Genomic DNA, 19,741 nt, shown 5'->3' with positions numbered 1-19,741 from the left:
GGCGGTAAACCTGGAAAATCTTGTGGCATAAGCGAAGATAGATCATGAACAACTCCTATCATCTTAAATCCTCATGACAGTGCCTGCATTGGCAAAAAATAAGATTTTATTGCCATGACACTGAAAGGATTGGATACTTTGGGCTTCGCCATAGCTTGCCAAGGGAAACTGAAAAAGTGCCTAGTCTCAGACAGATTTACATTTTATTGTTTTCCCTATATTGGGCACAGGGACTTCCCGTTGGCTTTATGACCCACGCCTTACCCGTGATTTTAAGGGCGCAGGGGGTATCTCTGGCACATATTGGTGGCTTTGGGTTGTTGATGCTGCCGTGGTCAATCAAGATTTTTTGGGCGGCCTATGTGGATCGTTATGCCTTGTCACGTTTGGGGCATTATCGTAGCTGGATTGTCCCCACTCAATTATGTAGTGTGTTTATTCTGGTCATTTTGTCTTTTTTTCCCATTCAGTCTCTGGACCAACCCAGCTATTTGATCATTTTTTTTGTGCTATTGCTGCTCATGAACCTTACGGGAGCAACTCAGGATATTGCCACAGATGGTCTTGCTGTGAACCTGCTTAAAAGTGATCAGCAACATTGGGGCAATACCTTTCAGGTGATCGGTTCCCGTCTGGGCTTTATTGTCGGTGGTGGAGCGGTACTCTGGGGGCTGGACTGGCTACATTGGCAGGCAACATTTCTTGTGTTGGCGGTACTGGTTTTCCTGAACACATTACCTGTTTTATTTTATCGGGAACCGCTTCATTCAAGGCCAAGCGTTGATGATCCACAGGTTGCTCCCTCATTCATACAGGCCATCAGGAATTACCTGAATTATTTTAGCTCATCCAAAGCGCTTAAAAGCTGGTTAATGGTCTTGATCAGCTTCAAGGTCGCGGATGGTTTGGCAGGGCCATTATTAAAGCCGCTTATGGTGGATATGGGATTGAGTTTCACCCAAATTGGCGTGTTTATCACCATGTTTGGTGCCATCGCTGCGCTGATCGGGGCAGCTTGTGCAGGTGTGCTGCTGAAGTATTTTTCTCGGGCACAGTGTCTGATCATATTTTCCCTGTTGAAAATCCTGAGTCTGGTCGCTTATGCCTTTGTTGCATATGCATATGACCAGCAGGTTCAGGTTGCACCGTTATGGCTATATGCCGTGAACGCATTTGAAGATGCCTGTTCCGCGATGCTGTTGGTGGTGATGTTGACCTTGGTGATGCAATATAGCCGTAAGCCATTTGCTGGAACTGACTTTACCTTTCAGGTATCAGTCATGGCGACAGTGAGTGGTTTGCTGTATCTGATCAGTGGAATCGTAGGGGATGTACTCGGATATTACCGTTATTTAGCCATGATTTGTGGGGTTGCCATTTTGTGTTTATGGCCGATATTCCTTTGGAAAAATAATGCAAGATGAAAATATAGTTTTATTACAATTTTTTTCTAAAATGCCCTGCGATTGAAATAGGTTTTATGTGCTGAAATCATATTTTATATGGAAAATTGAAGTAATTTATAAAAAACAGTTGTTTTATGAATAAAGGTGTTTTTATTGAAATAGAAAATAAATTTATTTTCTTAATTGATTGATAGTTAAAATAATAATCTGGATGAAGAGATAAGAAAAAATCGAGTTAAACGGTACTGAAAAAGTGTCTAAAAATTAAACTTTAGTCGAAAATGGAATAAATTAATAAGATTTTAATCGTTTTGTCATATAAAGTTAATGTGTAGGATTTGTTACAAATTTAGCTAGGACGTACATAATGAAAATCAAAATTGTAACAGCAGCAGTGCTTAGTTTACTTGCAACCACAACATTTGCAGCACCGACCATTTACGGTGAAATTGATGCCAGTGTTGACTATCTACCAGAAAAAAATGCAACCAAGGCCAACAAGGATGTTTGGGAAATTAGTTCAAACAGTTCATTTATTGGTGTTAAGGGTGATGAAAAACTTACAGACCGTTTAAGTGCCGTTTATGCTATTGAATGGGGCTTCAGCGCAGATGGTGACAGCACAGACTGGTCACAGCGTAACCGTTTTGTCGGTTTAAAAGATGTCCAGTTGGGTACAGTGAAAATTGGTGTACATGATACGCCATTGAAGCAACTTTCTAGTGTCGTTGATACTTTTAACAACTATGTTGCCAATAAGGCCGACATTGGTGGAATTTTTGGTGGTGAAACACGTGTTAGCAACGTCGTTGTTTATGAATCACCAGCAGTAAAAGTTCCTGTACTGGACGGAGCCATTAAAGTAAGTGGCCTATTGGCAACAGGCGAAGCAACAGGAATTGATACCAGTAAATCAGGTGTTGTTAAAACAGCAGGCCGTGGTTTAGGTGATGCATGGTCAGCGTCAGCAAGCTTTGAAAGTCCGTTATTGGTTGCTGGTATTGGCTATGATAAAGCCATTCCAAGCACATTCCTTGGACGTGGCTTTTTAAATGCCTCTGACAAGGCAATTTCACCAACGGCTGCCCCAGCGATATTTGCCGCGGCAAACACCATCCGTGCCATTGGCCGTGTCAACCCAGTGAATGGTTTGGCGCTGAAAGCACTATTCCAAAGCTCTGAGGTCGAGAATGTGGCTGGCAATACCGCAGGCGCAGACAAGATTGATGATGCCAAGGGCTGGTTGCTTGGTGCGGAATACACCATTCCACAGGCAAAGAACTGGACAGTAAAAGGTCAGTACAGCCAGAACACCACCAGCTTTAAGGATACCACGGCTGACTTTGAGGCCAAACAGATCATTGGTGGCGTGGACTATGCATTTAACAAGCAGGTAAAGACTTACGGCTATGCAGGTTACTTAACGCTTGAACAGGTCAGTAAAAAGGATAAACAGCCTGTTGCTGGTTTAGGTCTGGAATTTAAGTTCTAAGAATTAATATCATTATCATTTTAACAAAAAAGGCGATCACTTGATCGTCTTTTTCTATTTAAGTCATTTTTAAGTTTGCATTTTTATATTAAAAAGGAAGCAGGATATTTATGTTTAGACTGTAATGATGACATTTTTTCAAAATTTAAAGAAAAAACCTATTTCTTTAATTGTATTTAATTTATTACTGGCAATTTGGTTGGGTGTATTTTTAAATATTGCCTTTTTTGAAAAAATACACATGCTGACGCCATATAATGGTGTAAAGGCAGGATTATTTGTTGTCGCTTCAATCATTATTGTGGTTGCCGCCTATAACTTTATTTTCCAGCTTTTTAACTGGAAATGGACAGCAAAACCTCTGGCGATTGCATTGGTATTTATTGGCGGTTTTGCCGCTTATGCAGTGAATACACTAGGCGTACTCATTACATCTGACCAAATCCAGAACCTGATGCAGACCGATATTGCGGAAGCGCGTGATACCTGGTCATGGCATTTGCTGACATGGACTCTGGGAATGACAGTACTGCCGATTATTGTAATTCTCATGATAAAAATCAAACCTGAACCCATCATTCGCCAGCTATTGCACAAGGTCATTGCTTCAGTTGTCTCTTTGGCGATAGTGTTAGGGCTATTATTTGTTTTCTATGTTGATTTTGCTGCAATCTTTCGTGAAAACCGTGACCTGAAAGGTATGATTTCGCCGCAGAACATGATTGCTTCCTTTGCTTCATATTATAAGAAGAAAGCGCCTAAAGAGAATTTACCACTGGTCATGTATGGTGAAGATGCCGTGATGCAAAAGGCACAGGCTACATCTTTACCGAAACTGATGGTTCTGGTAGTCGGTGAGACAGCCCGTGCTGAAAACTTCTCTTTGAATGGTTATGGCAAAAATACCAACCCAAAACTGGCACAGCAGGATATTTTAAACTTCTCGCAGGTCAGTTCATGCGGTACGGCAACCGCAGTTTCGGTTCCCTGTATGTTTTCAGGTATGCCGCGTAAAGAGTATGAGGAACGTTTGGCTATCCACCGTGAGGGGCTACTCGATATTGCACAACGTGCAGGCTATCAGGTGACCTGGATTGATAATAATTCAGGCTGCAAAGGCACCTGTGACCGTGTCAATCAATTCAAGATTCCTGAACCACTCCAGCAGAAATGGTGTGAAGACAAGGAATGTTTTGACGATATTCTGATTGATAGCTTTAAGGCCTATTTAGCCACAATTCCGCAAGATGACAATCGTCCACGTTTGATTGTACTGCATCAAATGGGCAGTCACGGACCAGCCTACTATAAACGTATTCCCGCACAATTCAAAGTGTTCAAGCCGACCTGTGACACCAACGCCATTCAGGGTTGTAGCAGAGATGCATTGCTGAACAGTTATGACAATACCTTGCTCTATACCGATTATGTTTTGGACAGCCTGATTGAAACATTAAAAAATACAACGAAATACCAAACTGCTTTGTGGTATTTATCTGATCATGGAGAGTCCACAGGTGAAAGCGGTATCTATTTGCATGGTGCGCCTTATGCGATTGCACCAACGCAACAAACCCATATCCCGATGCTGATGTGGTTCTCCACTGTCTGGAAAAATCAGGCAAAACAACAGGTCAAGTGTTTGGCACAGCAGGGCAGGAAGGAGTTGAGTCAGGATAACCTGTTCCCGACCATGCTGAGCCTGCTTGATGTGAAAAGCAAGGTGATCGACCCGAATAACGATATGCTGGCAGCATGTCCCTAATCCATAAGGTGTGGTGAAGTCATGACCAAAATCTTGATGATCGAAGATGATTTTATGATTGCAGAGTCAACAATGACCCTGCTGCGCTATCATCAGTTTGAAGTGGAGGGGGTCAATAATGGGGTCGATGGCTTGGCATTATTGACCAAACAGGCGTTTGACCTGGTTTTATTGGATCTTGGTTTACCGCTTATGGATGGCATGCAAATCCTGAGACAAATCCGCCAGCGCACCTCAATTCCTGTTCTGATTATCTCTGCACGGGATCAGTTGCAGAATCGGGTGGATGGACTGAATCACGGCGCGGATGATTATCTGGTTAAGCCTTATGAGTTTGATGAGTTGCTTGCCCGTATCAATGCACTATTGCGTCGAGGAAATGCCGAAACCGCCTTACTGAAAAATCAGTCACAGTTACTTAAAAGTGGCGAGTTGACGCTGGATGTGGAACAGCATTTGGCGACTTTTAAAGGACAGCAAATTGAATTGTCCAACCGTGAATGGGCCATCCTGATTCCAATGGTGACCCATCCGAATAAAATCTTCTCCAAAGCCAACCTTGAAGACAAGCTCTATGACTTTGATAGTGAAGTGACAAGCAATACCATTGAGGTGTATGTCCATCATTTGCGTGCCAAGCTTGGCAAAGACTTTATTCGAACCATTCGTGGGCTAGGTTATAGACTGGGACAACCCTGATTATTTATGAAAAAAATGAAGCAATATTCACTGAAAAAAAGACTGATTTGGGGAACATCTGTCTTTAGTCTTCTACTTGGATGCTTGCTGATTTTTACCGCCTATAAAATTGCCCTGCATGAGGTCAATGAAATTCTGGATACCCAGATGCAGTATATGGCTGAACGCTCCGCCGTTGAACCGATCATAAAGATTGCCAGCAAAATAGAACTGCACCGCAGTTACCATGAAGAGGATTTACTGGTTGATATTTGGGCATATAAAGATCAAAGCCACCTTTGGCACCCAACCCATTTACTGGTTCCCCCTGTAAAACAGGCGGGTTTTTATACCCAAAATACTGTGCAGGGCACATGGCGGGTTTATGTATTTCCCTTAAAAGACTATCAAATCCAGATTAGCCAGCAGGAAAAGGTACGTCAAAGCTTTGCCTGGGAACTAGCGGGCAGCATGTTTATTCCCTATATCCTGATGTTGCCATTTGCGATCATTGTACTGGCCTTTATTATCAGTTTAAGCCTAAAACCACTGGAAGACTTTAAAACTGAGCTGACCCAACGAGGGTCTGAGGGATTGGCACCAATTGATAGTGACGAATATCCGCAGGAGTTGATTCCAACCATTGAGGAAATGAACCGTTTATTTGAACGGATCCAGCACGCACAGACCGAACAGAAACAGTTTATTGCCGATGCGGCACACGAACTCAGGACGCCTGTCACCGCCTTGAACCTGCAAACCAAGATTCTGATTAGCCAGTTTCCTGAACATGAGGCTTTGCAAAACCTCAGCAAGGGACTGGCACGTATTCAGCACTTGGTAACACAGTTGCTGGCCTTGGCAAAACAGGATGTTGGATTAAGCCTGATTGAACCAAACACCCAGTTTTACCTGAATGATGTGGCACTGAACTGCGTGGAGCAACTGGTCAATCTGGCAATGGAGAAAGAAATTGATCTGGGCTTTGAGCGTAATGACCTGATTGAAATGCAAAGCCTTGAGCCAACCGTTCACTCGATTATCTTTAACCTGATTGATAATGCGATCAAGTACACTCCGAATCAGGGCATCATCAATATTTCGGTTTATGATGATACCGATGGCTTTGCCTACGTGCAGATTGATGACAGCGGGCAGGGCATTGATCCAGACCAATACGACAAGGTTTTGAAGCGTTTTTACCGTGTGCATCATCATCTGGAAGTGGGCAGCGGTCTTGGACTTTCAATTGTGGATAAGGCCACGCAGCGTTTGGGTGGCACACTCACTTTATCAAGAAGTATTGATTTAGGCGGTTTATCGGTGCTGGTAAAACTTCCTAAAAAACTGGAGCATCATGCATAGAGAAAACTATGCTGATGCCTTTTCAGCGTGTTCTTTAAGGTCGCGCAGAAACAACACACATTTCTGAATACGTTTTCCATCATTACCGACCTTGCTTACATTGAAATTAAGTACCCAGCTCAGGCGTTTTCCAACCTTGGCAATGTCCTTATAGACTTGCGGCTCAGCAAGCAGCGCTTTGTACAGGATGAGGCTGGCATCATTTAATTGTTCAAATTCAAAATGATAGGCCGTTGAGAAAATAAACAGCAACCAGTCACGTACAAAGCAGTCATGCAGGCTGAGTACATCACGTGGATCAGTTTCAAAGTCAATAAAGCTAAACTGATTCTGCTCATCGACTAGAATATTGCGTGCAAAGGCTTCACTTAAATACCCACCTTTCTGATGTATGCTTTGAATGGACTGAATTGCCTGGGTAAATAGTAGAAATTGTGCATCAGGATTTTCCTTGCGGCGGGCAAGCGCCTGATCTAGTTGCTGAATCTGGCTTTGATGCTGTATTCCAATGTCCTGTAATAAAATGCCTTTTTCCGAAACTGCCAACACATTTGGCGTGGAAACCCCTAATGCTCTGAGTTGCTGAATACGCTTGAATTCACACTGAATTGCGATTGATCCCCCTCGGTTGGGAACAGGCATGATTGCACCGAGGTTGAATATTTTTGCCAGCCATTTCAGTGGGGTGTAGAGCCATAAACCATGACGCTCGGAAGCCTTTTTAAGCCAGACCTTGCCGATGTTGAGTTGGTAGGCCTCAATCGAATTCTGTTGTGTGGTTAAAGACGATTCTAAAAAAGTTTGAAAGTCAGACATAGGCCAGCAAAAAACATCCTGATGTTTATAAACACTTACTTGTAGTAGGTGTTCACTTTACCACATCAAGCTGTGCTTGCGGTACGGAATTACGGTCGGGGAGCGATACGTGGTATTTTTCAGTGACCGCATAGAGAACAAAGTTAATGGTTAGGCAAATCCAGCCTGTCCAGAGATTATGGCTGAGGAAGTGTGCGCCACGCATCATCTGTGCCCAGCCCATCGCAAAACCCAGTGTTAAACCTGCAAATAAATAAAACCATGCACGTTTTCTGTCCTGTAAACGGTAGGTAAAGTAGCCTGTGAGCAAGGCAAAGCCTGTGCTGGCATGTCCACCTGGAAAGCAGTGTCCCGCAGTTGCGGAATAATCCCAAATAAAACCTGTGACAGTCTTATGGGTCATATCCCATGGGCAAGCATGAGAAGCTTGTGCTTTCATTAGACCAATAATGCATGTACATAACATACTGACCCAAAACATATAGCCATACTGCCAACGTCTTGCTTTCAGTTTCTCAACCTTAAATGATAAACACCAAAGTACAAAAAAGATGATGTAGACCACTGTCAGGATTTTCTTCACATAAGTATGACTTAGGATGGCTAAATACCAGTCGCCCTTTAATTGGAAATGTCCTGTGCTATCCACCCAGGGTTGAATAAGAGATAAATCAATCTGTCCAGCGACTGGAAATACAAAAATCAATACCAACCCGCTGAGAATAAGTAGGCAACTGTTCCATAAGAGAAAAGGGGATTTCATTAACATAATGAATAAATAATAATGGCGCAGATTGGACTGAGATTTAAAATGATGGAACTTAATATAAAATTAACCAAAACTTAAAGAAAAATTAAATTTATTTGAATGATAATTTTTATTATTATCTGATGTTACTCAGTAAGTGTATTTTTGGGTACTTTCACCACAATATATTGTGGTTGAATTTTTGAAAATTTACAACATATAGGCTAGGTGCGTAACATCAGTTATTATAATAAAAATGTTATTCATATTATAAGGTAATACAAATTTATAAAATAAATGTGGAGCGAGCTAATACATTTAAAATGTATGTTTGAAATAAATTTTTTATGTTTAAAATTATTCCCTTGTAGTGAGGTCTGCACATACAAGGGAAATTTTAGGAATACTCGTTTCTAATCATTAAATCACATCAGAACATGGATTCTTCAGAGTTTGCCGAAATTTTGTGAATGGAAAGGTCTGCACCGCGATATTCATCTTCCTGAGAAAGACGGATACCCAAAGTCGCTTTTAAGATGCCGTACACGACAAAACCACCAATCAGCGCAATGATAATACCTAAGCTTGTACCAATGATTTGGGAAATGATGGACACGCCACCCAAACCGCCTAAAGCCTGCTGACCCAAAATACCCGCAGCGATGCCACCAAATGCACCACAGACACCGTGTAAAGGCCATACCCCCAGTACATCATCTACCTTGAGCTTGTTTTGTGTATAAGTAAACAGGTAAACAAACAGGGCACCTGCAACGCCGCCAATGAATAATGCACCAATAGGATGCACAATATCCGAACCCGCACAGATTGCGACCAAACCTGCCAATGGACCATTGTGCAGGAAACCAGGGTCATTTTTACCCATAAAGTTTGCAGCCAATGTACCGCCAACCATTGCCATCAGTGAGTTGATTGCCACCAAACCAGAGATGGCCTCCACCCGTTGCGCACTCATCACGTTAAAGCCAAACCAGCCTATAATCAGAATCCATGAGCCTAAAGCAAGGAATGGAATTGATGATGGTGGATGGGCACTGACACGGCCATCATTCTTATAGCGACCATTTCGAGCACCCAGCAGGATTACCGCCGCCAATGCAATCCATCCACCCATGGCATGTACAACGACTGAGCCTGCAAAGTCATGGAACCCTGCACCAAAGGTTTTTTCCAGCCAACCCTGCAAGCCATAATTGCCATTCCAGATCATGCCCTCAAAGAACGGATAGATCAGTGCGACCAGAATCAGCGTGGCAATGGCCTGGGAGCGCATTTTGGCACGTTCAGCAATACCACCAGAGATAATCGCTGGAATGGCGGCGGCAAAGGTGAGCAGGAAGAAACAGCGCATCAGGTTGTAGCCATGATCGGCAGCCAAGGTAGTGCCCGCATGGAAAAAATTCTGTCCGTATGCAATCCAGTAGCCCACAAAGAAATAGGCAATAGCTGAAATGGCAAAATCAGTTAAGATTTTGCTGAGCGCATTGACCTGGTTTTTATGGCGTACTGTACCCAGTTCCAAAAATGCAAAGCCAGCATGCATTGCCAATACCAGTACTGCACCGAGCAGTAAGAAAAATAGATCTACGTTTTGCATAGTAGTGCTCAAAAAAAGTGCTAAATTCGGTTTTGATACAAATATTTGATTCGTTTTTTGCACCAAAATAGATTTAGTAAATCTAAAAACTCAAGTTGTCGTGAAACAACTCAATTTGATGAATTTTATAATGCAAAAAACGCACCAATTTAGAATTTAAATTGTAATTTTGATGAAAAGTGGTGCGATTTGCTTAAAAAGAGCACAAAATTGTTGCTGAATATGGAAAAAATCGGGTTATCTAAACCAATTGACCAACCTTAAACCTGAAATATTTTGAAAGTCTTTGCTATTACGAGTGACTAAAGCTAAGCCTTGAGCCATTGCGATTGCTGCAATCTGTCCATCTGCAAAGGGAATATTAAGCCCATTTTGTTGTGCTTCTAAGCGAATTTCAGCATGAATTTTGGCAGCAGATTCATGATAAGAAAGAGTGGGAATCAGACTGACAATGTCATGTAAAAAAGAACCAATCATTTCTTTACCTTGCCCTTGAGGCATTTTAAGCCAACCAAATCGAAGTTCATTCCAAACTAAGCTCGGAATTGCAATTTCATGTTGATACAGTTGAAATTGCGAAATGACATGCTGATTGGGTTGTGGCTTGATCAATTCAGAAATGATGTTGGTATCTAGGAGATAACTAATATGAGATAGGGTAGAATTTACCATGAAAAATTTCGCCCCTGTTCTTGTGAGCGTTCAGGCTGAAAATCATCAGTCTCATTTTGTAAATCTTGTATATGTTGTTGATGCCATGCTGATCATGCCTGCATAAGACTTTGTGGCTGATGACCTAATTTTTGATAGTCATTGAAAGATAAGAGCACCGCAGAGGTTTGCCCTCGTTGTGAAATAAAAATCGGTTGACCTTGTTTGCTTTGTTGTATCAGTTGCGCAAGATTGGCTCGGACTTGGCTAAATGGAATGTTGTTCATATTATTTGTCCTATTTAGATGTACATTTGAATTGTACATTTTGTAAGGCGAGTCTAGTAAGTATAAGATGCCGATTGTACTGATTTAAAGCCGCAGTTGAAGTGGGAAAAAAGAACGTTTAAAGTATATGAAAAAGCTGAGTGGCGGGGAGATGTTGTTGGGGCATGGGGTTTTATGAGATAAGAATTTTACTTTTAAAACAAATGGTCGTAGGCATGCTTTCTGTTAAAATATTGAGTCAAATCGCATTTGTATTGAAATAAAGTCATGAGCATTTTAGATTTAAGTTTGTATCAAGAAACTGAAAATTTATCTCCACAACAAAAAAAGTTTAATCGTCAGATTCAAAAAATTGAGAAATTACAACTCTCTTTGGTTGAGTGGCAACAAGCACAACAAAAAGTACAGCAGGATGCAAGTGTTGAACTCTTGCCATTATATGCTCAATGGCACCAAGTTTTATTTAGTCAACTAGAGGTACTTTGGCAATATAAACAATCGCATAAATTTGCTAAAACCCATTTAGAGCGTTTAGATCAAAAAATCTCAATTTTAGTGAGTCAACTTTTAAATAATCCCAATCTGTCTGAAGAACAACATAAATTGACCATCGTCATTGCTCAATTTTATAAAATTTTAGAAGACCATGATCATTTGCCTACATCACAAGTAGATGATACAGAGGATGATTTTCATTCAGAGCATGATGTTGATGAAATGATGGAAAAACAAGTGATGAAAGAAATTCTTGCAGATCAATTGGGTGTGTCTGAGGACTGGATTGACTTTGATTTTGATCTCGAAAATCTTGAAGAGTTTATGCAAAAAGTAAAAGAAAAATTTGATCGAGAGGAAGCTGATTTCATTCAAAATCAACTGAATGATCATGAACGTGAAGCATATCAAAAGTTTGCAGAAAAAGAAAAAAAGAAAATTTTAAAGAAGCAAATGCAACTTGAAGATGCAAAAAAAATGGCAGGGCAGTCATTAAAAAGCATTTATTTAAAAATTGCCTCTGTGATCCATCCTGATCGTGAACGGGATGAGCAAAAACGTATAGACAAAACCGAGCTCTTGCAGCAAGCAAATACTGCACTTGAAGAAAAAGATTTACTTACGCTATTAAAGTTACGTGCTTATACAGAACAAGGTGATCAAAAACAAGCAGTTAAAATCGCAAATGAACATTTGAAATCTTATAATCTATTGCTAGAAGATCAAATTGAGCAATTGCAAATGGAGTTAGATCACATTATTTACTCATTTGATTGGAAAAGCTCAGGTTTTTATAAACACACTTTTAAACCTGCTGATTTGGCTAAGAAGTACCAATATGATTTGAGGGAAATTCGAAGAAAGCTATTACAAGATGAACAGTGTTTAAATAGTTATAAGGATTTTGATTGTTTAAAAAACTTACTTAAAAATAGAGCATTCGGCTGGTCATTTAATTTTTAAAGTGGTTTGAGCCTGTAAATAAGCTTTTAGTTGTTCAAACAAGTGGGACCACCTCTGTTTAGCGTATTGAATATATTTTATTCAATACGCTAGTCATAATTATAAACTTGCAATTTGCTCCATATTCGCTTTAATCTTCGCTAATTGGTCAGCGAACTCAGCCAATTTGACTTTTTCACCATCAACAACGGCTGCTGGTGCTTTAGCGACAAAACTTTCGTTAGAAAGTTTAGTTGCGATTTGATCATGTTGCTTTTGAACCTTATCCAGGTCTTTCTGCAAACGACCTAATTCAGCTTTCGGGTCAATTAAACCCTTCATTGGAACAAATACAGAAACATGACCCACAACAGAAGAAGAAGATAATGGCGGTTGTTCGCCGTCAACCAAGAATGTAATGCTTTCAACTTTAGCCAATGCCTTAAATAATGCTTCAATACGGGTGATTTGCTCACGTTCAGTATCAGAAATGTTTTGCAGCAATACAGGCAATAAACGCGCATTACCCAAGCCCATTTCACCACGAATGTTACGTACCGCACCAATCAGGCCTTGTAACCACTGCATATCTGCTTCAGCTTGATCATTGATCTTCGCTTGATCAGGCACAGGATATTGTGCGGTCATGATGGTTGCGCCACCTTTGCCCAACATTGGTGCAAGGGTTTGCCAGATTTCTTCAGTCAAATACGGCATTAACGGATGTGCCAAACGTAAAGAAGCTTCCATTACTGCAAGTAACACACGGCGAACTTCTGCCTTACGTTCTTCTGACACATTGGCATCATTAAGCACAGGCTTGGTCAGTTCGACATACCAGTCGCAGTATTCATTCCAGATAAAGTCATAGATTGCTTGCGCCGCAAGGTCTAAACGGTAGGTGGCAAATGCTTGATGCACCGCAGCTTCCACTTTCTGTAAACGGCTGATGATCCATTGTTCAGGAAGTTCCCATAAATCAGGACGCGCTTCCTGACCAACGGTTTGCCCCTCAACATTCATCAATACGAAACGGGTCGCGTTCCAAATCTTGTTACAGAAATTACGGTAGCCTTCAACGCGTTTTAGATCGAACTTGATGTCACGACCCGTATTGGCAAGCGCACAGAACGTAAAACGAACTGCATCTGTACCGTAGGCATTGATGCCGTCTGGAAATTCTTTACGGGTTGATTTCTCAATCTTCGCTGCGTCTTTCGGATTCATTAAGCCAGTGGTACGTTTCGCAACCAGACTTTCAAGATCAATACCGTCAATCAAGTCTAACGGATCAAGTACGTTGCCCTTGGACTTCGACATCTTCTGACCTTCACCATCACGGACCAAGCCATGAACGTAAACCGTCTTGAATGGAACTTGTGATGAACCATCTTCATTTTTCATGAAGTGCATGGTCATCATGATCATACGGGCAACCCAGAAGAAGATGATGTCAAAACCTGTCACCAACACATCAGTCGGGTGGAACGTTTTAAGGAAAACGTTGGCTGCATCTTTCTGTGCATCGCCAGTCCAACCTAAAGTTGAGAACGTCCAAAGCGCAGAGGAGAACCATGTATCCAGTACATCTTCATCCTGATTTAATTCAATGTCAGCAGCGATGTTGTTTTTGGCACGAACGTCTTCTTCATTGCGTCCCACATACACATTGCCCTCGGCATCATACCAGGCAGGAATACGGTGGCCCCACCACAGTTGACGCGAAATACACCAGTCCTGAATGTCACGCATCCATGACATATACATATTGGTATATTGCTCAGGCACAAACTTAATACGACCATCCTGAACTGCTTCGATTGCAGGTTCAGCAAGTGGCGCAATCTTCACATACCATTGATCAGTCAATAATGGTTCAACGATCACACCTGAACGATCACCGCGCGGTGCTTTCAAGTCATAAGGTTGGATTTGATCTAACCAGCCTTCAGTTTCCGCTTGTTCAACCAACTTTTTACGGGCAGCAAAACGCTCTAAACCAATATAGTCCGCAGGGGCAGGCAACAGTTGAGAAATTTGCTCACCCGCTTTGGCGATATATTCAAACTCAGCCAACACTTCGGCATTTTTGTTGAAGATGTTGATGATGGCTAAGTTACAGCGTTTACCGACTTCATAGTCATTGAAGTCATGCGCTGGGGTGATTTTCACACAGCCAGTACCGAAATCTTTTTCGACATATTCATCAGCCACCACAGGTACTAAACGACCTGTAATTGGGAGAATAATGTTTTTACCAATCAGGTGTGCATAACGTTCATCTTCAGGATGTACCGCAACTGCTGTATCGCCTAATAAAGTTTCTGGACGTGTGGTTGCCACCACAAGATAGTCATTACCATCTTTGGTTTTCAGTGATTTATCTTCAAAGAAATACTTAAAGTGCCACAATGAGCCTTTTTCTTCCTTGCTTTCAACTTCAAGGTCAGAAAGGGCAGTTTGCAGTTTAGGGTCCCAGTTCACCAAACGCTTGCCACGATAGATCAAGCCATCTTCGTGCAAACGCACAAACACTTCCTTTACGGCATTGGATAGACCATCATCCATGGTAAAGCGTTCACGAGACCAGTCCACAGATGAACCTAAACGGCGGATTTGCTTGGTAATCGTTCCGCCAGATTGTTCTTTCCATTCCCAAACTTTGTCGATGAACTTGTCACGACCCAAGTCATGACGGGTCACACCTTGCAAACCGAGTTGACGCTCGACCACCATCTGCGTTGCAATCCCCGCATGGTCTGTGCCTGGTTGCCATAAGGTGTTTTTACCCATCATACGGTTATAGCGAGTCAAGGCATCCATAATGGCATTGTTAAAGCCATGCCCCATGTGCAGGCTACCTGTCACGTTTGGCGGTGGAATCATGATACAGAATGATTCACCCTGACCTGATGGTTTGAAGTAACCCTGTTGTTCCCAGATTTGATACCATTTCTTTTCGATCTCGGTTGGATCGTAAGTGGTTGCAATATTTTGAGCAGATTGAGCGTCAGTCATAGTACAGAAGATTAAAATTGAATAAAAAATTGGATCTATTGTAGCAAAAAAACCGCCAAGATTTTCATCTAAAAAAGCCGATGAAATGCGTTGGTTTTTTAACGATAAAACCTTGAATTATGTGTTCTGTGTCACATAATTATCCTATGTAGATGCATAAAACAACAACATAACAATATTAAAATATGAATGAGAGGATGGTTCAGATGAGTTATTCAATTTTACTAAAAATTAATGAAGCAACACACGGTCAACCATTTTTTGGCATTTATGCATGTTGATGCGGAATAGAATATGGTAAATTCGGCGTGTAAAAAGCCAAAAATGATATAAAACAGTTTGATGGAAAAATAAGGGCTTGTTGAACAAGCCCTTATTTTATGCAATCTAAGAATTAGGGTAATTAGAATGAACACCGCCGTTTTTTTAAATATTCATGCGGATACATACGCGAGATTTGCGCATATTCGAGCGCAGTTATTACAGGGCAGTAAGGAAAGTCAGGCAAATGCTTTGGGGAATGTCCTGTCAGAAATGGCTTGTGAAGTGATTGAACAGGTTTTTATGGTGCTGCTACAGGAAAACCAGCATCATTCCCAAACAGGCGAATCCGAAAAGGTGATTCAGCAAATTCTGGAAGCCATTCGCAAATATATGCCGTGGTCAGTTTCATTTTTTGGCAATGACCGATTGGTTCCTGTGGTGGAATATCTTTCCAAAACCATTCAGCTTGAAGATGAAAAGGTTTACATGACCTATCCAATTGAACAGCAGCTTGCACAACAGGTGAAAAGCTCAAGCCATAAGCTTGCTGGTGGAGACCGTCATGAAACGGTAAATGCGTTGAAACTGCTGACCGATGTGATTGATGTCGGTGTGACCCATTTAATTCGTGAACCGAAAAAATGCCTGAAGTTTAATTTTGTGGTGGATAAAACCCTCAATGGCGTGATCAACATGACCACACATCTAGGCTATAAACGTTTGGAAAAACTAGGCACTCAACTGGATCAGCAGGTTGCGGTCATTTATGTGGATTACTTCTTGAAATTTATGCGTCATCAGGCATAGGGGATCATTGATATGGCAAAGCTAAAAAACCTTGAAAATAAAGTGGTATGGATTACAGGGGCTTCTTCTGGTTTGGGCAAGGCGCTGGCAAGGGAATGTGCCTTGCAGGGTGCGCAGGTGGTGCTGACTTCACGCCGTTATGATGAACTGGAAGCTGTGCGTGTCGGTTTGTTCAAGCCAGAACGTCATGTTTCAATTGCCGCTGATATTACTGATGAAGCCCAGGTACGTCATGCGCATGAACAGGTTTTGGCATGCAAAGGGCGAATTGACTGGCTTATCAACAATGCAGGTCTGAGCCAGCGTGCCCTGATTCAGGACACCACCATGCAAACTGAACGTGCCATCATGGAAGTAGATTATTTTTCACAGGTGTTCTTTACCAAGACTGTGTTACCAACATTCCTCAAACAAAAGTCTGGTCGGGTGGTATTTGTCTCCAGTGTGGCGGGCCTATTGGGTACACAATATCGCGCCAGTTATTCAGCTGCCAAAGCGGCGATTCATATGTGGGCAAACAGTCTTCGCGCCGAGGTTTCAAAAGATGGGGTTGAGGTTTCGGTGGTTTTCCCAGGCTTTGTTAAAACCAATGTCTCTTTTAATGCCTTAAATGGTGAGGGTAAGCCACAGGGCTATCAGGATGAAGCCATTGAAAATGGTTTGGATGCCGATGTATTTGCCCAGCGAGTTGTTGAGGCTTTGATGGCAGGTGAGGAATATGTAGTTGTCGGCGGCAAGAAAGAACAACTGGGCGTATTGGTGTCCCGTTTGTCACCAAGCCTGTTGTATAAAATGATTCGTAAAACCAAAGTGAAGTAAAAGGGGCTTTTGCTCCCTTTTACTCATTTAAAATAGCCGTGCCATAAGCAAACACTTCAACCATGCCACCTTGCATCCCCAGTTCAGTGGTGCTGAGACGAACCCCCATGATTTGGTTTGCTCCCATCCTGTGTGCTTCCTGCTTGAGCCGAACCATTGCCTCACGCCGTGCCCGTTCTACCAAACTTTCATAGCTGACAAGAGGACCACCAAAGAAGTTTTTAATGGTGGCAAGCACATATTTAAAATAATCATGTGAGATCACCACATTGCTGCTTACCAGTTGACCTTTTGCAGTCGTTTCAACAAAGCGGTTGGTATCAATGCGGATATGGGCAAGTTGTCTTTCTTTCTCATCCAGTTCGCGTAGGTGTTTTTGTTCAATATGACGACCAAAACCCCAACCGACTGAAAAAAGAATCAGAAAAATAACGATCTGAAAAATTAATCCATCCATTATATTGCCTATGCGCCAAATGGATCAGGAAGTTTAGGCGCCACAGGCTGAACCACGACAGCCGTACCATATACAAAAAGTTCGGACGCGCCTTGGGCAATATTCGATGTGGAAAAGCGAATCCCCACAATCGCATTGGCACCTAAACCGCGTGCCTTGTCGATCATGCGTTGTGTGGCTTCCTGACGGGATTCCTCAAGAAGTTCGGTATAACCTGTCAATTCGCCGCCCACAATATTTTTTAAACCCGCCATCAGGTCGCGACCCACGTGCTTACTGCGGACAGTGCTGCCATACACCACATCAAGCTGACGTAAAATTTCATGACCAGGTACAGATTCCAAGCTGCTGAGTAACATATTGATCTCGAATAAAAATACTGTATTAAAGATAAAACAACATGAGGGATGAGAAAAGCTTAAAAAGGTAATTCTCATAAATATAGCTTGGGAATATACCAAGCCATTTTGATTGAAAGTGAGATGGTTATTTAATGGTGTGATAGAAATAACCTGTAAACTGGGAATTTCATCGCGTGCCGAAGCGGCACAATATGCCAATCATTTGGGGTTAAACTATTATTCAGTCGGACTCAAAATAAACTAGCCATCTCGGGAGATGGCTATAGATAGTACATCTTATTAAGGTTTATTGTGCAGCATGTATTTTAGCACTAGAGGGTTGAGGCGTCACTGTATCACTGGTATTGGTCTTTAAACCGCCACCCAATGTTTTGTAAAGCTCAACTTGGTTGTTCAGGTTTGCCTGCTGTAACAGCAGTAAACCTTGCTCAGCCGAATACGCTGAACGCTGGGCATCCAACACGGTTAAATAACTATCAATACCTGCACGGAAACGGGCGTTAGACAGCTTATAGGTCGTGTTGGTTGCATCCACTAAACGGCGTTGCGCGGTTAAACGATCACCAATGTTGGCACGGGTTGCCAAGGCATCATTCACTTCACGGAAAGCAGATTGAACTGACTTTTCATAGTTTGCCAAGGCAATTTTCTGATCAGTCTCTGAAATCTTGATGTTGGCTTTACGTGTACCCCAATCGAAGATTGGCAAGCTAATATTTGGCCCAATTGACCAAGCTGCATTACCCGCCTTAAAAAGGTTGCTCAAATCTGTTGAAGCATAACCTGCCGAACCTGTCAGGCTAATCGTCGGGTAAAGTTGTGCTTTGGCTGCACCAATATTTGCACCTGCGGCACTGAGTTGATATTCAGCCGCCTTGATATCTGGGCGATTATTGAGCAAGTCACTTGGTAAACCAGCACTTAAAGCGCTTTGTTTGGTAATTTGAGAAATTTGCTGTTGTGGCAATAAGTTTTGAGGAACTGTTTGACCAACAAGTAAATTTAACAAGTTTTGTGCTTGTGCGATCTGTGTTTTGTAGTTGGCAACATCATTACGTGCGGTTTCAACCGAAATTTGCGCCTGACGCAATGGAATCTCACTATCAATGCCCACATCGAAACGTTTCTTGTTCAGGTTAAACGAGTCTTGCTGTACCTTGAGGGTTTGATTTGCAAGTTTCAACTGTGCACTTGCATACGAATAATTCAACCACGTCTGAGTGATCTGGCTGATTAAACTAATTTGTGTGGCATCACGCGCACTTTGTGTCGCAAGGTAGCTGTCTAGTGCCGCATCTTTCAAGCTACGTACACGACCCCAGAAATCCAACTCATATGAAGTTAGGCCTAAACCGACTTGATAGGTTGAATATGGGTTATTTGGATCACGAGTAGGGGTGACTTGACGAACCGCACTACCACTTGCGCCAATCGTTGGTAACTGATTGTTTTCCGAGATTTGGTATTGCTGTTGTGCTTTTTGGATATTCAAAGCCGCAGTACGTAAATCACGGTTATTGGCAAGCGCCAGATCAATCACTTGCAGCAAACGTTGGTCAGCAAAGAAATCTTTGTAACCTTGTTCTGCGATTGATGTTCCAGAAGCATTGCCGTAAGACGCGAAGCTTTCAGGAACATCTGAGCTTACCACAGGCTCTGGCCCGCGCATGCTTTGGCAGGCAGCCAAAGATAGCGCGAGGGCAGAGATTGCAATGCCACGACTGGAAATAGACCATACAGTTTGCATCACG

17 protein-coding genes and 1 pseudogene are annotated in these 19,741 nt (G+C 42.1%); 9 read left to right on the top strand and 9 right to left on the bottom strand.

Annotation, left to right across the window (positions count from 1 at the left end; genetic code table 11):
- Positions 1-176 precede the first annotated feature (176 nt).
- The 5 genes from F988_RS05255 (at position 177) to F988_RS05235 (ending at position 6,706) form a co-directional block, all read left to right on the top strand.
- Positions 177-1,424 carry an MFS transporter gene (locus tag F988_RS05255; RefSeq protein WP_004681558.1) on the top strand — a complete coding sequence of 416 codons (1,248 nt, stop codon included), beginning with the start codon at positions 177-179 and terminating at the stop codon, positions 1,422-1,424.
- Positions 1,425-1,773: 349 nt separating this feature from the next.
- The gene (locus F988_RS05250) at positions 1,774-2,898 is read left to right on the top strand and encodes a porin (RefSeq protein WP_004681557.1); all 1,125 of its coding nucleotides are present in this window, start codon (positions 1,774-1,776) and stop codon (positions 2,896-2,898) included.
- A gap of 124 nt (positions 2,899-3,022) precedes the next feature.
- Complete coding sequence (locus F988_RS05245; protein ID WP_004681555.1) at positions 3,023-4,663, top strand: phosphoethanolamine transferase; 1,641 nt, start codon at positions 3,023-3,025, stop codon at positions 4,661-4,663.
- A 21-nt stretch (positions 4,664-4,684) separates the two neighbouring features.
- Entirely contained in the window at positions 4,685-5,362 is a 678-nt protein-coding gene (locus F988_RS05240; RefSeq protein WP_004681554.1) for a DNA-binding response regulator PmrA, read from the top strand.
- A 6-nt stretch (positions 5,363-5,368) separates the two neighbouring features.
- Positions 5,369-6,706 (top strand): ATP-binding protein, encoded by a 1,338-nt coding sequence (locus F988_RS05235; RefSeq protein ID WP_004681553.1) that lies wholly within the window; start codon positions 5,369-5,371, stop codon positions 6,704-6,706.
- A 6-nt stretch (positions 6,707-6,712) separates the two neighbouring features.
- Here F988_RS05235 and F988_RS05230 read toward each other — a convergent pair whose 3' ends face one another.
- From F988_RS05230 to F988_RS14435, 5 genes are all read right to left on the bottom strand, one after another.
- Positions 6,713-7,522, bottom strand: coding sequence for a lipopolysaccharide kinase InaA family protein (locus F988_RS05230; protein WP_004681551.1), 810 nt, complete (start codon positions 7,520-7,522; stop codon positions 6,713-6,715).
- A gap of 52 nt (positions 7,523-7,574) precedes the next feature.
- Positions 7,575-8,291: a phosphatase PAP2 family protein gene (locus F988_RS05225; protein ID WP_004681549.1), complete on the bottom strand. Its 717-nt coding sequence runs from the start codon at positions 8,289-8,291 to the stop codon at positions 7,575-7,577.
- Between the two features lie 409 nt (positions 8,292-8,700).
- Positions 8,701-9,888, bottom strand: a complete 1,188-nt coding sequence (locus tag F988_RS05220; RefSeq protein ID WP_004674991.1) for an ammonium transporter — start codon at positions 9,886-9,888, stop codon at positions 8,701-8,703.
- 237 nt (positions 9,889-10,125) lie between these two features.
- The gene (locus F988_RS05215; protein WP_004681547.1) at positions 10,126-10,560 is read right to left on the bottom strand and encodes a type II toxin-antitoxin system VapC family toxin; all 435 of its coding nucleotides are present in this window, start codon (positions 10,558-10,560) and stop codon (positions 10,126-10,128) included.
- 92 nt (positions 10,561-10,652) lie between these two features.
- The gene (locus tag F988_RS14435) at positions 10,653-10,826 is read right to left on the bottom strand and encodes a type II toxin-antitoxin system Phd/YefM family antitoxin (protein WP_004681546.1); all 174 of its coding nucleotides are present in this window, start codon (positions 10,824-10,826) and stop codon (positions 10,653-10,655) included.
- Positions 10,827-10,892: 66 nt separating this feature from the next.
- Between F988_RS14435 and F988_RS15595 the strand changes: the two are divergent.
- Both F988_RS15595 and F988_RS05210 read left to right on the top strand, forming a co-directional pair.
- Positions 10,893-11,004 (top strand): annotated as a pseudogene (locus tag F988_RS15595) (molecular chaperone DnaJ); the annotation flags it as partial.
- A gap of 89 nt (positions 11,005-11,093) precedes the next feature.
- Positions 11,094-12,284: a hypothetical protein gene (locus F988_RS05210; protein WP_004681545.1), complete on the top strand. Its 1,191-nt coding sequence runs from the start codon at positions 11,094-11,096 to the stop codon at positions 12,282-12,284.
- A 99-nt stretch (positions 12,285-12,383) separates the two neighbouring features.
- Here F988_RS05210 and F988_RS05205 read toward each other — a convergent pair whose 3' ends face one another.
- Complete coding sequence (locus tag F988_RS05205; RefSeq protein ID WP_004681544.1) at positions 12,384-15,281, bottom strand: valine--tRNA ligase; 2,898 nt, start codon at positions 15,279-15,281, stop codon at positions 12,384-12,386.
- A gap of 408 nt (positions 15,282-15,689) precedes the next feature.
- On the opposite strand from F988_RS05205, the gene F988_RS05200 reads away from it, so the two are divergent.
- Together F988_RS05200 and F988_RS05195 are read left to right on the top strand one after the other, a co-directional pair.
- On the top strand, positions 15,690-16,352 hold the full coding sequence (locus tag F988_RS05200) for a hypothetical protein (RefSeq protein WP_004674981.1): 663 nt from the start codon (positions 15,690-15,692) through the stop codon (positions 16,350-16,352).
- Positions 16,353-16,364: 12 nt separating this feature from the next.
- Positions 16,365-17,171 carry an SDR family NAD(P)-dependent oxidoreductase gene (locus F988_RS05195; RefSeq protein WP_004681543.1) on the top strand — a complete coding sequence of 269 codons (807 nt, stop codon included), beginning with the start codon at positions 16,365-16,367 and terminating at the stop codon, positions 17,169-17,171.
- Between the two features lie 19 nt (positions 17,172-17,190).
- Here F988_RS05195 and F988_RS05190 read toward each other — a convergent pair whose 3' ends face one another.
- From F988_RS05190 to adeK, 3 genes are all read right to left on the bottom strand, one after another.
- Positions 17,191-17,628 carry a YbjQ family protein gene (locus F988_RS05190; protein ID WP_004681541.1) on the bottom strand — a complete coding sequence of 146 codons (438 nt, stop codon included), beginning with the start codon at positions 17,626-17,628 and terminating at the stop codon, positions 17,191-17,193.
- Positions 17,629-17,636: 8 nt separating this feature from the next.
- On the bottom strand, positions 17,637-17,987 hold the full coding sequence (locus tag F988_RS05185) for a YbjQ family protein (protein WP_004674976.1): 351 nt from the start codon (positions 17,985-17,987) through the stop codon (positions 17,637-17,639).
- Positions 17,988-18,276: 289 nt separating this feature from the next.
- A complete protein-coding gene (adeK, locus tag F988_RS05180; RefSeq protein WP_004681540.1) occupies positions 18,277-19,737 on the bottom strand; it encodes a multidrug efflux RND transporter AdeIJK outer membrane channel subunit AdeK in 1,461 nt (486 codons plus the stop codon).
- Positions 19,738-19,741 lie beyond the last annotated feature (4 nt).

Origin of the sequence: Acinetobacter parvus DSM 16617 = CIP 108168 (genome assembly GCF_000368025.1) — a bacterium.
Lineage (GTDB): Bacteria > Pseudomonadota > Gammaproteobacteria > Pseudomonadales > Moraxellaceae > Acinetobacter > Acinetobacter parvus.
This window is presented reverse-complemented; position numbering and strand designations above follow the sequence as displayed.

Excerpts from the sequence above, each read along its gene's own strand:
- F988_RS05250 (WP_004681557.1), top strand. The coding sequence starts at position 1,774 with ATGAAAATCAAAATTGTAACAGCAGCAGTGCTTAGTTTACTTGCAACC.
- F988_RS05245 (WP_004681555.1), top strand. The coding sequence starts at position 3,023 with ATGATGACATTTTTTCAAAATTTAAAGAAAAAACCTATTTCTTTAATT.
- F988_RS05240 (WP_004681554.1), top strand. The coding sequence starts at position 4,685 with ATGACCAAAATCTTGATGATCGAAGATGATTTTATGATTGCAGAGTCA.
- F988_RS05235 (WP_004681553.1), top strand. The coding sequence starts at position 5,369 with ATGAAAAAAATGAAGCAATATTCACTGAAAAAAAGACTGATTTGGGGA.
- F988_RS05230 (WP_004681551.1), bottom strand. The coding sequence starts at position 7,522 with ATGTCTGACTTTCAAACTTTTTTAGAATCGTCTTTAACCACACAACAG.
- F988_RS05225 (WP_004681549.1), bottom strand. The coding sequence starts at position 8,291 with ATGTTAATGAAATCCCCTTTTCTCTTATGGAACAGTTGCCTACTTATT.
- F988_RS05220 (WP_004674991.1), bottom strand. The coding sequence starts at position 9,888 with ATGCAAAACGTAGATCTATTTTTCTTACTGCTCGGTGCAGTACTGGTA.
- F988_RS05215 (WP_004681547.1), bottom strand. The coding sequence starts at position 10,560 with ATGGTAAATTCTACCCTATCTCATATTAGTTATCTCCTAGATACCAAC.
- F988_RS14435 (WP_004681546.1), bottom strand. The coding sequence starts at position 10,826 with ATGAACAACATTCCATTTAGCCAAGTCCGAGCCAATCTTGCGCAACTG.
- F988_RS05210 (WP_004681545.1), top strand. The coding sequence starts at position 11,094 with ATGAGCATTTTAGATTTAAGTTTGTATCAAGAAACTGAAAATTTATCT.
- F988_RS05205 (WP_004681544.1), bottom strand. The coding sequence starts at position 15,281 with ATGACTGACGCTCAATCTGCTCAAAATATTGCAACCACTTACGATCCA.
- F988_RS05200 (WP_004674981.1), top strand. The coding sequence starts at position 15,690 with ATGAACACCGCCGTTTTTTTAAATATTCATGCGGATACATACGCGAGA.
- F988_RS05195 (WP_004681543.1), top strand. The coding sequence starts at position 16,365 with ATGGCAAAGCTAAAAAACCTTGAAAATAAAGTGGTATGGATTACAGGG.
- F988_RS05190 (WP_004681541.1), bottom strand. The coding sequence starts at position 17,628 with ATGGATGGATTAATTTTTCAGATCGTTATTTTTCTGATTCTTTTTTCA.
- F988_RS05185 (WP_004674976.1), bottom strand. The coding sequence starts at position 17,987 with ATGTTACTCAGCAGCTTGGAATCTGTACCTGGTCATGAAATTTTACGT.
- adeK (WP_004681540.1), bottom strand. The coding sequence starts at position 19,737 with ATGCAAACTGTATGGTCTATTTCCAGTCGTGGCATTGCAATCTCTGCC.